The following is a 13972-nucleotide window of genomic DNA, read 5'->3' as shown; positions in this document are numbered from 1 at the left end:
AGCAGCGCCCCACGTCGGGCAGCGGGGCCGCGAAGCGGTCGGAACTGGCCGGGCCTCCCGGCGGGAAAGGGCTTTCTCTGCGGTACCGTGACGCTAGCCGGCACGGCGAAACGCCGTCAACAGACCGAGGGGGGCGGGCCATGGCGACCCTGTCCGATGTGGCCCGTCGAGCGGGCGTCTCTCCCGCCACCGCCTCCCGAGTGATCAACGGCAGCAGCAAACCGGTGACCGACGATCTGCGGGAGCGGGTGCTCGCCGCCGTCGCCGAGTTGCAGTACGTGCCGAACGCCCACGCTCAGCTGTTGGCCCGCTCGCACCGCAGTGCGGTCGGCGTGATCGTGCACGACGTCTCCGACCCGTACTTCGCCGAGATCACCCGCGGCCTGCAACGCGTCGCCACCGACCGGGGCCGGCTGCTGATGATCTGCAACAGCTACCGCGATCCGGACCGCGAACTGGAGTACGTGGAGCTGTTGCGCGGCCACCAGGTGGCGGCGCTGATCCTGGCCGGGTCCGGCTACCACGACGAGGCGTTCACCCGGCAGCTCAACGAGAAACTCGCCGCGTACGAGGCCACCGGCGGGCGGGTGGCGGTGATCGGCAGGCACGAACACTCAGGCGACGCGGTGATGCCGGACAACCGGGCCGGCGGATACCTCGCCGGACGGGAGCTGTGCGGGCTGGGGCACCGGACGATCGGTGTGGTCGCCGGCCCGCGCATCCTGACCACCACTACCGACCGCCTGGCCGGACTGCGGCAGGCCCTCGCCGAGCAGGGCCGGGACCTGCCGGAACGGCGCATCCGGTACGCCGAGTTCGACCGCGACGGTGGCGCCGAGGCGACCGCCCGGCTGCTCGACGCCGACCCGGAGCTGACCGCGATAGTGGCCCTCAACGACTCGATGGCCATCGGGGCGCTCGCCACCCTGCGGGCACGTGGCCTGGCCGTGCCGCAGCAGATCTCCGTGCTGGGATTCGACGACATGCCGATCGCCAGGGACGTCACCCCGGCGCTGACCACTGTGCGGCTGCCGCTCGTCGACATGGGAGTCCGGGCGATGTCCCTGGTGCTCGACGCCGAGGGTCCGGCCCCGCGCGTCGAGGTGCTCCCCGCCGAGTTGGTCCGCAGGGACACCGCCGGTCCCGTCCCGCCCGCCGCCCGGGTGAGCGCCGGCGCCGCGCCGCGCGCCCGCCGCGCTGAGGCCGACTCATGACCGGCGTCAGTCCCACGCAGCGTCCGCTCACCGGCGACGACGTGGCGTACCTGCTCCGCGCGTCGTTCGGCCCGCACACCCGGGTCCGGGACGCCGGACCGCTGGCCGGCGGCGGGTACGCGACGGTCTGGTGGGCACACCTCGACGACGACCGCCGGGTGGTGCTGAAACTCGCCCCGCCGCCCGGGACGCCGCTGCTGCGCTACGAGCAGGGGCTCTGTGCCGCCGAGGCGCGATACTTCCGGCTCGTCGCGGAACACGCCCCGCAGGTGCCCGTACCGTCGGTGTTGCGGCACGGCACCGACCCCGCGTACGGCGAGTGGTTGGTCACCAGGATGCTGCCCGGCCGGTCCCTGTCCGAGCTTGCCGGTGCCGACCCGGCGGTCGACGACGGCCCGGTGCGCGCCGACCTCGGCGCGGCCCTCGCCGCGTTGCACCGGGTCACCGGCGACCGGTTCGGGTACGACGACGACCGGGCCGGTGGGGCGACCTGGCGGGCGGCGTTCACGGCGATGCTCGACGCGTTGCTCGCCGACGCGACCGACTGGAACGTGCGACTGCCGTTCACGCCGCAGCACCTGCACGCGCTGGTGGATCGGCACGCCGACGTGCTGGACGAGGTACGCCGCCCGGCGCTGCTGCACTTCGACTGCTGGGACGGCAACGTGCTGGCCGAGCCCGACTCCGACGGTCGGCTGCGGCTGTCCGGCCTGGTGGACGGTGAGCGGTTCCTGTACGGCGATCCGCTGCTGGACCTGGTCTCGCCGCTGCTCTTTCGCCGCGCCGAGGACGAGCCGGAGCATCCGTTGCTGCGCGGCTACCGCTCCGCGTCCGCCGAGCCGCTGCTGCTGGACGCCTCGGCGCACCACCGGTTGGGTCTGTACCGGCTGCACCTGTACCTGCTGATGACTGCGGAGATGCCCAGCCGTGGCATGACAGTGCACAGCCACCCGGGGCGGCACGCGCGACTGGCCGAGCTGCTCGACCAGGAGGTCGCCGCGCTCGGCTCGGACTGACGGCCGGCGCGGGTGGCGCCCGACGCGGGGTCGGACGCCACCCGCCCCCGGTCAGGGCAGGTCGATCGGGCGCAGCACCCGGTCCACCGAGTGTGCGATCTGCCGGTTGCCCTTGTTGACGTCGAAGGTGACGACGCGGGCGTCCCGGTCGTTGGTGTCGGCGTCGATCAGCCGCACCTGGCGGAAGATGTACAGGTAGGTGCGCACGTCGACCTCGACGGTCGAGCCGAGCGCGGTGCTCAGGTCCGTGCCGTCGGCGCGGACCGCGGTCTTGCGGTCGATCGTGGCGCCGGGCACCACGTGGTAGAGCAGCACCGATTCGACGGTGTCGATGCCGAGCCCGGCGACGGCGGTGAAGGCCGCGCTCTCGCTCGGCAGCTTCTTCGCGTCGGTGATCTCGCGTACCAACTGCTGGAAGGCCGCGTCGGTGGGGATGAACGCGGTCAGTGCCACAGTGCCGTCGGTGAGCACCTTGACCGGCGAGTTCGGCTTGGCCTCCAGCACGGCCAGCACGGCCGCGGTCAGGACGTCGAAGTCCCGGGAGTTGCGGTCGAAGCCGCTGGTGTCCTTCGTGAGCACCTCGGCGAGTGAGGTCGTGCCGAGCGGCTTGGCCTTGCCGGTCGCCTGGGCGGCCGGCACGGCGATGGCCGTGGTGGCCAGCGCGGTGGCCATGGCGCCCACCGCCATCCTGGCGGCGAGTCGTGCGATCTTCATCAACGGGCCTTTCGTCGAAGCGACGGATCCGTGACGTCTCGTCACGACCCATGCTTCGCACCGGGGACGCCGCTCGGATGCACCCAGGGTTAACCGATTGTCCGGGGACTGTCGCGGACTTAACCTCCCCCGGTGCTGATTCGGGAGTTCGTCGACCAGGACTGGTCGCAGGTGTGGCCGATCACCGAGGAGGTGATCCGGGCGCAGGAGACGTTCACCTACGACCCGGCGATGACCGCCGAGCAGTCGTACGCCATCTGGGTCGAGGCGGCGCCGGGTCGGACCGTCGTCGCGGTGGAGGGCGGGCGGGTGTTCGGCACCGCGCTGTGTCGCGACGCCCTGGCCTGGGCCCGCCACCAGGGGTACGCGGGAATGCAGTTCAACGCCGTCGCGCAGAGCAACCGGTCGGCGGTGGAGTTGTACCGGCGGGAGGGCTTCACGGTGATCGGCACGGTGCCGGGCGCGTTCCGGCACCCCACTCTCGGCCGGGTCGGCCTGCACGTGATGTACCAGGAGTTCTGAACGGGGCTCCCGCTCGGGCCGCATGGCGGTGGTCGGGTCCTTTGGAGCTGATGTCGTAAACGAATCGGCTGCCCGTCGCGCCGACCGAATCGGCTCCGCCAGATGAATCGCCTCCGCCACGTGAATCGCCGCCGCCAGAACAATCGCCTCCGCCAGGTGAATCGTCTGCGACATCAGCTCGACAGGGCCTCAACCACCAGCGGTGCCGGCGGCCGGGGAGACGCGGACTCCAGGCTGCGGCACCGCCGGCTCCGCGCCCGCGCGGCGGACCGGGGTGAACAGGCCGGCGACCGCCACCAGCAGGCATCCCGCGCCCGCCGCCAGGGTGACGGCAGCGACCCCGAACCGCGCGGCGGCCCAGGTCAGCACGACCGCCCCGGCCGGACCGAGGGCGTAGTGCGTGCTCCAGAACGCCGACGTCACACGGCCGAGCAGGTGATCGGGGGTGATTTCCTGGCGTAGCGACATCGAGCAGATCCCGCCGATGCTGAGACAGCACAGGTACACACCGGTCAACGCGGTGGCCGCTGGCACGCTCGTCGCCAGGCCGACGCCCGCCACCGCGAACCCGCAGACGGCGTGCGCGCCGATCCAGGTCGCGCCGAAGCCACGACGGCGCCGTAGCGGGGCCACCAGCAGCGCACCGGCGACCGTGCCCAGCGCGGCCAGGCCGAGCACCACGCCGACAGTGCCCTCGGAGCCGCCGAGGTCGTGGGTGACGTGGTAGATCAGCACGTCGGTGAAGCCGTAGGTCAGGAAGATGAACACCGACAGCAGGACGGTGAGCGCCCGCAGCACGGGCTGCCGCCACAGGAACCGCGCCCCGGCCAGGAACTCGGCGAGTGGCCGCTCCCGGGCCGCCGGCGCGGCGGCACCGGCCGGCACGGATCGCAGCCGGATCAGCCACAGACCGGTTGCCGAGAGAGCGAAGCTCGCCGCGTTCACGGCGATGGCGAGCGCCGGGCCGAAGCGGGCCGACACCACGCCGGCGAGCAGCGGCCCGAGGACGGCCGCCGCCGCGTACGTCGCCTGCAACCGGCCGTTGGCCTCGGTGATCCGGTCGGAGTCGACCAGGTTGCGGACCGCGGTCACCGCGGCGACCTGGAACACCATGCCGGCCGCCTCGCAGATCGGCAGGACGACGAAGAGCAGCCAGACCTGCGGGCCGATGAGCCAGGCCAGTGGCACCAGGGCGTAGAGCACCAGCCGGACCAGGTCCGCCACGATCATCAGGGTGCGGCGGTCGTACCTGTCGACAAGCACCCCGCCGAAAATTCCGGCGACGACTGACGCCGCCCCCGCGACGGCGGTGAGCAGGCCCATCTGCGCCACCGACCCGGTCGCCTGGAGCACGAGGAGGGGCACCGCCAGGTAGGCGAACGAGTCACCGGCCGCGGAGAGCGACTGGGCGACCCAGTAGGTGCCGAAGGTGCGGTCCCGCCACAGCGGCGGCCGGCCAGCGTGGGCGGATCGGCTCATCACGATGAGGGTAGTGGGCAACGCGTCGCGAGGTGAGCCGGCCGCGGGATCCTCCCGCGGCCGGCTGCGGCAGTTCGAAAACGATCAGGCCTGGCGCAGCGGCGCGAGCGCGGTGCTCCAGGCGACCACCTGGTCGAGGGTGGTGGTCAGCGCGTCCTGCTGGAACTGGTTGGGCTTGAAGACGCTGAAGTTCTCGAAGTCGGTGAAGAGCGAGAGCGCGACCTGCGAACGCACGTCGGCCATCTGCAGCTCGCCGGAGATCAACCGCAGGTGCTCCACGGCCCGCGCGCCGCCGACCGAGCCGTAGCTGACGAAGCCGACGGCCTTGTTGTTCCACTCGGCGTAGAGGAAGTCGATAGCGTTCTTCAGGGCACCCGAGGTCGAGTGGTTGTACTCGGGGGTGACGATGATGAACCCGTCGTAGGAGGCGATCGTCTCGGCCCAGCGCAGCGTGTGCGGCTGGGTGTACTGGCCCATCGACGGCGGGTACGCCTCGTCGAGGTGCGGCAGCTGGTAGTCGAGCAGGTCGACGAGCTCGTACTCCGCGTCGGAGCGCTGCTTGGCGATCTCGAGCACCCAGCGGGCAACGGCTTCACCGTTACGCCCCGGGCGGGTGCTGCCGAGAATGATCCCGATCCTGGTCATGGTGGCGCCTTTCCTCGGTACGTGGGCTGACCAGCCGACGCTAACCGGTCATTGCTTGGTCAAGCAAATGTTCTGTCCATGGCCACTGTCACACTCTGGGTAAGCATTTGCTCAATCAAGCAAGTATGATATGAGGATGTCCAGCCCCGCCGCAGAACCTCCGCAGCCCCTCAACCCCGACGAGGAGGCCCTGGTCCGCGCCCTGGGCCAGGTGATGCACGTGCTGCCCCGCGCGATCGATGCCGACATGGTCGGTGACCGTCAGCTACCGCTCACCGAATACACCGCCCTGATGAACCTATCCGAGGCACCGGGGCGGCGGATGCGGATGAACGAGCTCGCCGCGGCCTGCTACCTCTCGCTCAGCGGCATGACCCGCACCATCATCCGGCTGGAGACGCAGGGCCTGGTCAGGCGGGAGCGCTGCGCCCAGGACGCGCGCGGCTGGAACGCCGTGCTCACCGAAGCGGGATTCGCCCGACTGGAGGAGGCCTGGCCCAGTCATCTGAACTCCGTCCGCCGCCGCTTCCTGCAGCACTTCGAGAGCTTCGACCTGGCCCGGTTGGCGCGGGCGTTCCAGCGCGCCGGCACCGCCGAGAGCCCCGAAACGACCGGCTGAGCCCGGCTCAGCCGGACGTCCGGCGACTCAGCCGGGCAGCCCTCCGGCAGCGACAAGCGCCCACGCCAGCAGCCTGACCAGACCCGATCATGGTCAGCGGGTCGGTGCGTGGGCGGCGAGGGGGTTGACCAGGGTGCCGACGAACTGGAGCGCCGCCGACGGGTCGGCCAGGTCGATCATCTGCTGGTTGTCGCGCAGCTGGAGCCGGTTGAGGCAGGACAGCGTGAACTCCGGGGCGAACAGGTCGTAGTGGCGGACCCGCTCGGCCAGCTGCGGCACCCTGTCGAAGTAGTCGGCGGCGCAGGCCGCGACGGTACGCCAGAAGTCGTCCTCGGCGAGCACACCGGCCTCGACGAGCACCGCGTTGAGGTGGCGCAGGAAGCAGTCCACCACGTCGGTGAAGATGGTCAACAGCTTGGTGTCGTCGGGCACGTCGACCCGGATCCGCTCCACCTCGGCGGGCAGCTCGACGTCGGCGCTCAGCACCGCGATCTCCTCGGCGATGTCCTTGAAGATGACCCGTTCGACGGTGTCGTGCTCGTCGAGGACCAGGATGACGTTCTCACCGTGCGGCATGAAGGCCAGGTCGTGGGCGTAGAAGCTGTGCAGCAGCGGGGTCAGGTAGGCGTCCAGGTAGCGGCGCAGCCAGACCTCGGGCGCCAACCCGGACCGGGCGATCAGCGCCGCCGCCAGCGAGCCGCCGTCGCGGTCCACGTGCAGCAGCGCGGCCATCGTGGACAGGCGCTGCCCCGGTTTCAGGTCGACCACCGGGCTCTCCCGCCACAGGGCGGCAAACATCTTCCGGTACGGGGAGGTGCGCTCGGTCGCCGCCTCGTACTGCCGGTGCCGGTAACCCACGGCGGCCCGCTCCCGGATGACGCTCAGACCGGTGCCGGTAAGCACCTCGTCGTGCGCGATCAGGTCCGCCAGCCAGTCGTTGATCGCCGGGGTGGCCGCCATGTACGCGGCCGACAACCCCCGCATGAATCCCATGTTCAGCACCGACAACGCGGTCTTCACGTAGTGCCGGTGCGGCGCGGTGACGTTGAAGAAGGTGCGGATGGACTGCTGGGCGAGGTAGACGTCCGGCCCTGGGCCGAGGTGCACCAGCCGGCGGGCGGCCAACTCCCCGGCGAAGGTGACCGCGAGCTTGTTCCACCACTGCCACGGGTGCGCCGGGATCAGGTGGTAGTCGGCGAGGTCCAGACCGAGGTCGGCCATCGTGGCCGCGAACCGGGCGCGGGTCTCGGCGTCCAGCTCGCCCTCGATGAGCGTGTCGTAGTCGAGGTCGGCGGCGCTGCTGAACGTCGAGTGGTCCCGGTGCGCGGCGAGCCACTCCAGCCGGACCGGGGCGGCGGCCTCCGGGGCGTACCTGTGGTATTCGTCGACGCCGAAGCCGAGCCGACCGTTGTTGGCCACGAAGCACGGGTGGCCCTCGGTCATCGACGTCTCGATGGTCTGGAAGTCCGCGTCGGCCAGCTCGGCGGCGCTCGGCGCGGCCTGCGCCAGTTTGTACGCGGTGCCGGCAAGCGTGGAGGTGATCTCCTCCAGGTAGACCGGGAGCACCCGCGCGGAGAGCCCGAGGGTGCCGCGCAGCTCGACGATGAGGTCCACCGCGTCGGGCGCGAGCGACGCGCCGTCACGGTGTCTGGTGATGCTGTCCGCGTCGATCTGCCAGTGCTCCAGGGCCAGGACCCGCGCGGCGAACCGGTAGGTGACCAGACCGTCGTCGCTGCCTACCGCGTACCACTGCCGGTCGTCCGGACCTGGCACCGGCTGCGGGGTGAGCAGCCGTTCGTGGGTGAACTCGGCGAGTGCCTTGCGGACCAGCAGCCGGTTGGCCAGGGCCCAACGCTGCGGGGTGAGATGCCCGACCGGGCTGCCGGCGGCGGGCCCGGTGGCGGCGGACGTCGGGGTGGGGACGGCGGTGGCGGTCACGCCGGGGCTCCTTCGGTTCGGGTGGCGGCGGCGCGGTCGGCGGCGGTGCGGTCGGTGGCGGCCTCGAACTGGGCCCGGGTGCAGACGCTGAGCAGCGCGTCCTTCTCGGGCTTGCGGATCGGGCCGACGACCGCGAAGCCGACGGCGGCGTTCACCGCGTGCACTGCGGTGTTGCGGACGTCCGGCTCGACCACCACCCGCCGGGTCGTCGGGTCGGCGAAGAGCCATGCCACGACTGTGGTGAGCACCGCCCGGGTGAAGCCGTGCACGGGCGTGTCGACCGGCGCGCAGAGGAAGTGCATGCCCACGTCACCTGGCTGGTGGTCGTAGAGACCGACCAGCTCGACGTGGGCCGGGTCGTAGCGCTCGGCGAGGAACGCCGGACTCCCCCGCCACAGCCCCAGGTACGCGTCGTGGTGCGGGTGCGCGGCGATGCGCCGGTACTCCTCGGCGACCCGGGCCACGTCGGCGTCCTGCATCAGCCAGAACGCCGCCTTCGGGTGCGTCACCCAGGAATGCAGCAGCACGGCGTCGGCGTCCGGGTCGAGCGGACGCAGCGTGAACTCACCGAGCCGGTGGTCGGCGCGGGTGAAGAGGTCGCTCACGACGACACCCCGAACTCCTGGAAGGTGACGCTCTTCTCGATCGGGTAGTGCTCCCGGCCGAGCAGTTCACGGATGATCCAGGAGTTGCGGTAGGCGCCCATCCCCAGGTCCGGTGAGGTGATGCTGTGCGTGTGGGTGCCGGCGTTCTGGAGGAAGATCCCCCGCCCGGTGTGGTCGATGCTGTAGTTGCGGGCCACGTCGAACCGCCCGTGCGCGTCCCAGCGGATCCGCTCGCGCACCGGGTCGAGGAACTCCGGCACCCGGTAGTGGTAGCCGGTGGCCAGGACCAGGCCCTCGGTACGCAGCGTGAAGTCGCGCTGCTGCTCCACCTGGCGCAACCCCAGGGTGTACGCCCCGTCCTCGTGGGCGGCGGTGACCAGCTCGGCGTTGGTGAGCAGCCGGGTGTTCACCGGCCCGTTGACGGTGTACGCGTAGAGCTGGTCGAAGATGTCGTTGATCAGGTCGGCGTTGATCCCCTTGAACAGGCCCTTCTGCCCGGCCTCCAGCCAGTAGCGGGTCACCTCGGGCAGTGAGTGGAAATAGTCCACGTAGTCCGGTGAGGTCATCTCCAGCGTCAGCTTCGTGTATTCCAGCGGGAAGAACCGGGGCGAGCGGGTCACCCAGTTCAGCTGGTAGCCGTACCTGTCGATGTCGCCGAGCAGGTCCTGGTAGATCTCCGCGGCGCTCTGTCCGCTGCCGATGACGGTGATGCTCCGCTTGGTGCGCAGCGCATCCCGGTTTTCCAGGTAGCGGGAGTTGTGCACCGCGTCGCCGGGCAGGTCGGCGACGGCGTCGGGCAGGTGTGGCGGGGTGCCGGTGCCGAGCACCAGGTGCCGGGCCCGGTACTCGACGCTCTCCCCGTCGCCCGTGCTGGCCCGCACCACGTACCTGTCGTCGGCGGCGTCGAACTCGACGGTGGTCACCGTCTGACCGAAGCGCAGGTTCGGCAGTTTGGCCGCCGCCCACCGGCAGTACGCGTCGTACTCGCTGCGCAGGGGGTAGAAGCTCTCCCGGATGTAGAACGGGTAGAGCCGGCCGATCTCCTTGAGGTAGTTGAGGAAGGAGTACGGCGAGGTCGGGTCGGCGAGGCTTACCAGGTCGGCGATGAACGGGGTCTGCAACCGGGCCGACTCCAGCAGCATGCCCGGGTGCCAGGCGAGGCTGGGCCGGGCCTCGAGGAACACCCCGTCCAGCTCGTCGATCGGCGCGGTGAGGCACGCCAGCCCCAGGTTGTACGGGCCCAACCCGATGGCGATGAAGTCGTGGGTGGACATTCGGGTCTCCAGGCGCGAGTTCGGGTTCGTCGGCATCAGCCGACGTGGCAGGTCAGTTCGGCGGCGGCGTGGTCGTGCACGTACCGGCCGGCGTGGGTGGCGATCAGGTCGAGCACGTGGCCGACGTCGTCGACTGTGGTGGCCGGGTTGAGCAGTGTGAACTTCAAGAAGTGCCGGCCGTCGACCCGGGTCCCGGCGACCACGGCGAGGCCGGATGCGGCAAGCGCCTCCCGGGCGTGCAGGTTGGCGGCGTCGGCCAGGCCCCGACCCGCCCCGGTGGGCAGGTAGCGGAAGACCACGGTGCTCAGCTCGGAGCGGGTCACCACCTCGAAGCGGGGGTCCTCGCTCACCAGCTCCCAGGCGTCGGCGGCCCGGTCGACCACCTCGTCGAAGAGCGCACCGAGGGCGTCCGGGCCCATCACCCGCAGGGTCAGCCACAGCTTCAGCGCGTCGAAGCGGCGGGTGGTCTGCAGGCTCTTGTCGACCTGGTTGGGGATGCGCTGCTCGACCATCCGGGCCGGGTTGAGGTAGTCGGCGTGGTAGGTGGCGTGCCGCAGCGCCTGCCGGTCGCGGACCAGCAGCGCGCTGGAGCTGACCGGCTGGAAGAACGACTTGTGGAAGTCGACGGTCACCGAGTCGGCCCGTTCGATGCCGTCGAGCAGGTGTCGCCGCGTCGGCGAGACGAGCAGACCGCAGCCGTACGCGGCGTCGACGTGCAGCCAGACGCCGGTCGCCGCGCGGATCTCGGCCAGCTCCGCGAGCGGGTCGATGGAGCCGAAGTCGGTGGTGCCGGCGGTGGCCACGACGGCCATCACCACCAGGCCGGCCTGCCGGCACCGGGCGATCTCCGCGCGGACCGCGGCCGGACGGATCCGCCGCCGGGCGTCGGTGGGCACCGCGATCACCGCGTCCGGGGCGAGGCCGAGCAGCTTTGCCGACTTCTGCACGCTGAAGTGGCCGGCGGCGGAGGTGAGCACCCGCAGCCGGGGCAGCAGCTCCGCGCGTGCCGCCGGTCCGGTCGCCTCGGCGCACGCCTCCTCCCGGGCCAGCAGCAGGGCCTGGAGGTTCGACTGGCTGCCGCCGCTCGTGAAGACGCCGTCAGCTGTGGGACCGAGGCCGATCCGCTCGGCGGTCCAGTCGATCAGCCGCCGTTCGATGAGGGTCGCGCCGGCGCTCTGGTCCCAGGTGTCGAGTGAGGAGTTCACCGCGGTGAGCACCGCCTCGCCGAGCAGCGCCGGGATGGCCACCGGGCAGTTGAGGTGGGCCAGGTACCGGGGGTGGTGGAACCAGACGGCGTCGCGCAGGTAGACGTCCTCCAGCTCGTCGAGCGCGGCGCCCGCGTCGCCGAGCGGCCGGTCCAGGTCCACCCGGTCGATGAGGGGGGCCAGCTCGGCGGGGGTGATGCCGGTGGCCGGGCGGTGCACAGTGGCCACCCGGCGGGCGACCCGGTCGACGCCGTCGGCGATTGTGAGTCGATACTGCTCGACCGAGCCGTCGTGCAGCAGGTGTGCCCGAGCGGTGGCCGGCGCCGGTGGCGGCGCGATGGTCTCGCCGGGGTACGTCGGCACGGTCACGGGTGTGTCCTTCCACGTTCGACGAGGGCAGCCAGAAACCGCCCCCGGGCGGTCGCGCCTCGGGGGCGGTGCTGCCGTTCAGCTGACCTTCTTCGCGGCGCGGGGTTAGGTTAGCCTAACCTCGGTTATTGTCAACAGCGGTCCGCCGCGTCCCCTGACCCCGGAGCCCACACTGGACGCCACACCCACCGTCACCAGGGCGGCACCATCGGTGCCGCGCGCCGGTACGACCCCCTCCCCGGCCCACCCCGGCCCGCGCCCCGCCACCCGGAGACCGGCATGAACGCGCGGCGGTTCCGCGACCCGTGGGGGGTGCCGCACCTGCGGGCCGACGACCCGCTCACGCTGGCGGCGGCACAGGGCCGGGTCACCGCGTACGACAGGGCGTGGCAGCTCGAGGTGGAACGGCACCGCGCCCAGGGCAGCAGCGCCGCCTTCCTCGGCGTCGACGCGCTCGGCTGGGACCGGTTCGCCCGGCAGGTCCGCCTCGACGACACCGCACGCCGCTGCCACGCGGCACTCGACCCGGCGACCGCCGAGTGGGTGGGCGCGTACGTGGACGGGGTCAACGCGGGCCTTGCCGCCGGGGCGGCCCGCGCGCCGGAGTTCGCCGCGACCGGGCTGAGCCCGGGCCGGTGGGAGCCGTGGACACCACTGGCGGTCTGGCTGGGCCACCACATCCTCTTCGCGGGGTTCCCCGGCAAGCTCTGGCGTGCGCACGTGGCGCAGCGGCTCGGCCCGGACGCTGTCGACGCGTTCGCCACCGACGGACCGGCAGTGGCCGGCAGCAACGGGTGGCTGCTCGCCGCCGAGCGCACCGGCACCGGGGCCGCGCTGCTCGCCGGCGACCCGCACCGGTTCCTTGAGGATCCCGGCGTCTACCAGCAGATCCGGTTGGCCTGCCCGGAGTACGACGTGGTCGGGCTGGCGGTGCCGGGCGTGCCGGGCATCGCGCACTTCGGGCACACCGGTGCGGTGGCCTGGGCGATCACCAACGCGATGGCCGACTACCAGGACCTGTACGCCGAGCGGCTGCGCCGCGACGGCGACCAGGTGCAGGCCCTCGGCCCGGACGGTTGGCGGCCGGTGCCCGTCCACGTCGAGACGATCCTGGTGGCCGGGGCCGACCCGGTCCAGGTCGAGGTGGTGGAGACCGACCGGGGTCCGGTGATCAGCGGTGGGCCGGACGACGCGTCGGCGATCAGCCTGCGCTACCCGCCCCGGGTCCGCGCCGAACTGGGGTTCGCGGCACTGCCGGAGCTGCTGCGCGCCCGAACGGTGGCCGATGTGGACCATGCGCTGCGGCACTGGGTGGAGCCGGTGAACGTGGTGCAGGCGGCGGACACCGCCGGTGGGCTGCTGCACCGGGTCGCCGGGGCGGTGCCGGTACGGCATCCGGACAACTGCCGGCGCGTGGTCCCCGCCTGGGAGGCCGCGTACGCCTGGCAGGGCTGGTATGCGCCGATGCCACGGGCCGACGTGCGCGGCCGGGCGGTGATGGCAAACGAGCGAGGACTGGCGGCCCCGCTCGGCGTCGAGTTCGCCCCGCCGCACCGGGCACACCGGATCGCCGAACTGCTCGACGCCGGCCACGACTGGACGGCCGACGAGTTGGCACGCGTGCACACCGACACGTACCTGGGCTCGGCCGGGCCGCTGCTGACGGTGCTGGCCGAGTCGACCGGGCTCGGCCCGACCGCCGCCGCGCTGCGCGAACGGCTGCTGCGCTGGGACCGGCGGATGGCCGCGGAGAGCACCGACGCGGCGGATTTCGCCCGCCTGCGGGCCGCCGTCGTCCGCCGGATCGCCGCCCACCCGACGCTCGCCGCGCTTGCCGAGCCGCCCGCGTACCCGGAGGTGTTCGCGCCCTGGTTGGCGCTGACACCGCGCGTCGGTCACGCCCTTGAGCACCTGCTCGGCGCGGCGCCGCTGCCCGGGGTGGACGTGGCCGCGCTGGTGCGGGCGGCGGCCGAGGAGGTCGCCGGCGCGGCGGACGGCCCGGTGCGGTGGGGGGACCTGCACCGGCTCGCGGCGTGGCGGGCGCTGCCCGACCCGGACGCCGGACCCGGCCCGCGACTCGACGGCGACCACGACTGTGTGCTTGCCACCTCGAGCGTGCCCGGCGTGACCCACTGGTGCTTCCGGGGGCCGGCGGCGCGTTTCGTCTGGGATCTGGGCCGGCGCGAGGACAGCCGCTGGGTGGTGCCGCTGGGCGCCTGCGGGGTGCCCGGCGACCCGCACCACGACGACCAGCTTCCCGCCTGGCTGGCCGGGGAACTGTTGCCAGTGACCACCTCCTGGGACCAGCTCACCGAGGAACGGGACTGACCCCGGACCGGCCGCCGGCCGGGGTGCGCGGGGCACCCCGACCG

12 protein-coding genes are annotated in these 13972 nt (G+C 72.1%); 5 read left to right on the top strand and 7 right to left on the bottom strand.

The annotated features are described in order from the left end of the window. The first annotated feature begins 140 nt into the window (after positions 1 to 140). Together AB0B86_RS01155 and AB0B86_RS01150 are read left to right on the top strand one after the other, a co-directional pair. Entirely contained in the window at positions 141 to 1214 is a 1074-nt protein-coding gene (locus AB0B86_RS01155) for a LacI family DNA-binding transcriptional regulator (protein WP_357409806.1), read from the top strand. Beyond that, complete coding sequence (locus tag AB0B86_RS01150; protein ID WP_357409804.1) at positions 1211 to 2230, top strand: aminoglycoside phosphotransferase family protein; 1020 nt, start codon at positions 1211 to 1213, stop codon at positions 2228 to 2230. Before AB0B86_RS01155 ends, AB0B86_RS01150 begins: the two co-directional genes overlap by 4 nt. A gap of 51 nt (positions 2231 to 2281) precedes the next feature. On the opposite strand, the gene AB0B86_RS01145 is transcribed toward AB0B86_RS01150, so the two are convergent. After that, positions 2282 to 2944, bottom strand: a complete 663-nt coding sequence (locus AB0B86_RS01145) for a fasciclin domain-containing protein (RefSeq protein WP_357409802.1) — start codon at positions 2942 to 2944, stop codon at positions 2282 to 2284. A gap of 132 nt (positions 2945 to 3076) precedes the next feature. Between AB0B86_RS01145 and AB0B86_RS01140 the strand changes: the two genes are divergently transcribed. After that, positions 3077 to 3466 (top strand): GNAT family N-acetyltransferase, encoded by a 390-nt coding sequence (locus AB0B86_RS01140; RefSeq protein ID WP_357409800.1) that lies wholly within the window; start codon positions 3077 to 3079, stop codon positions 3464 to 3466. 189 nt (positions 3467 to 3655) lie between these two features. On the opposite strand, the gene AB0B86_RS01135 is transcribed toward AB0B86_RS01140, so the two are convergent. Then, positions 3656 to 4945, bottom strand: coding sequence for an MFS transporter (locus tag AB0B86_RS01135; protein WP_357414776.1), 1290 nt, complete (start codon positions 4943 to 4945; stop codon positions 3656 to 3658). Between the two features lie 84 nt (positions 4946 to 5029). After that, positions 5030 to 5590: an NAD(P)H-dependent oxidoreductase gene (locus AB0B86_RS01130; RefSeq protein WP_357409796.1), complete on the bottom strand. Its 561-nt coding sequence runs from the start codon at positions 5588 to 5590 to the stop codon at positions 5030 to 5032. A 136-nt stretch (positions 5591 to 5726) separates the two neighbouring features. On the opposite strand from AB0B86_RS01130, the gene AB0B86_RS01125 reads away from it, so the two are divergent. Further along, positions 5727 to 6209, top strand: coding sequence for a MarR family winged helix-turn-helix transcriptional regulator (locus AB0B86_RS01125; RefSeq protein ID WP_357414774.1), 483 nt, complete (start codon positions 5727 to 5729; stop codon positions 6207 to 6209). Between the two features lie 93 nt (positions 6210 to 6302). Here AB0B86_RS01125 and AB0B86_RS01120 read toward each other — a convergent pair whose 3' ends face one another. The 4 genes from AB0B86_RS01120 to AB0B86_RS01105 form a co-directional block, all read right to left on the bottom strand. After that, positions 6303 to 8054 carry an IucA/IucC family siderophore biosynthesis protein gene (locus AB0B86_RS01120; RefSeq protein WP_357409820.1) on the bottom strand — a complete coding sequence of 584 codons (1752 nt, stop codon included), beginning with the start codon at positions 8052 to 8054 and terminating at the stop codon, positions 6303 to 6305. Between the two features lie 89 nt (positions 8055 to 8143). Beyond that, a complete protein-coding gene (locus AB0B86_RS01115; protein WP_357409793.1) occupies positions 8144 to 8752 on the bottom strand; it encodes a GNAT family N-acetyltransferase in 609 nt (202 codons plus the stop codon). Continuing rightward, entirely contained in the window at positions 8749 to 10026 is a 1278-nt protein-coding gene (locus AB0B86_RS01110; protein WP_357414772.1) for a SidA/IucD/PvdA family monooxygenase, read from the bottom strand. The genes AB0B86_RS01115 and AB0B86_RS01110 overlap by 4 nt, the downstream gene beginning before the upstream one ends. 35 nt (positions 10027 to 10061) lie before the next feature. Then, positions 10062 to 11600, bottom strand: coding sequence for an aspartate aminotransferase family protein (locus tag AB0B86_RS01105; RefSeq protein ID WP_357409789.1), 1539 nt, complete (start codon positions 11598 to 11600; stop codon positions 10062 to 10064). A gap of 279 nt (positions 11601 to 11879) precedes the next feature. Between AB0B86_RS01105 and AB0B86_RS01100 the strand changes: the two genes are divergently transcribed. Then, positions 11880 to 13928 carry a penicillin acylase family protein gene (locus AB0B86_RS01100; RefSeq protein ID WP_357409787.1) on the top strand — a complete coding sequence of 683 codons (2049 nt, stop codon included), beginning with the start codon at positions 11880 to 11882 and terminating at the stop codon, positions 13926 to 13928. The last annotated feature ends 44 nt before the right edge of the window (positions 13929 to 13972 follow it).

The sequence above is a fragment of the Micromonospora sp. NPDC049047 genome (genome assembly GCF_040649135.1).
Lineage (GTDB): Bacteria > Actinomycetota > Actinomycetes > Mycobacteriales > Micromonosporaceae > Micromonospora.
The sequence above is the reverse complement of the archived record's forward strand: the minus strand, read 5'-3'. Positions and strand labels throughout refer to the sequence as shown.

What these genes read in the sequence shown, in the direction of transcription:
- AB0B86_RS01130 (WP_357409796.1), bottom strand. Translation starts at nt 5,590, where the DNA reads ATGACCAGGATCGGGATCATTCTCGGCAGCACCCGCCCGGGGCGTAAC.
- AB0B86_RS01125 (WP_357414774.1), top strand. Translation starts at nt 5,727, where the DNA reads ATGTCCAGCCCCGCCGCAGAACCTCCGCAGCCCCTCAACCCCGACGAG.
- AB0B86_RS01110 (WP_357414772.1), bottom strand. Translation starts at nt 10,026, where the DNA reads ATGTCCACCCACGACTTCATCGCCATCGGGTTGGGCCCGTACAACCTG.
- AB0B86_RS01135 (WP_357414776.1), bottom strand. Translation starts at nt 4,945, where the DNA reads ATGAGCCGATCCGCCCACGCTGGCCGGCCGCCGCTGTGGCGGGACCGC.
- AB0B86_RS01150 (WP_357409804.1), top strand. Translation starts at nt 1,211, where the DNA reads ATGACCGGCGTCAGTCCCACGCAGCGTCCGCTCACCGGCGACGACGTG.
- AB0B86_RS01145 (WP_357409802.1), bottom strand. Translation starts at nt 2,944, where the DNA reads ATGAAGATCGCACGACTCGCCGCCAGGATGGCGGTGGGCGCCATGGCC.
- AB0B86_RS01100 (WP_357409787.1), top strand. Translation starts at nt 11,880, where the DNA reads ATGAACGCGCGGCGGTTCCGCGACCCGTGGGGGGTGCCGCACCTGCGG.
- AB0B86_RS01155 (WP_357409806.1), top strand. Translation starts at nt 141, where the DNA reads ATGGCGACCCTGTCCGATGTGGCCCGTCGAGCGGGCGTCTCTCCCGCC.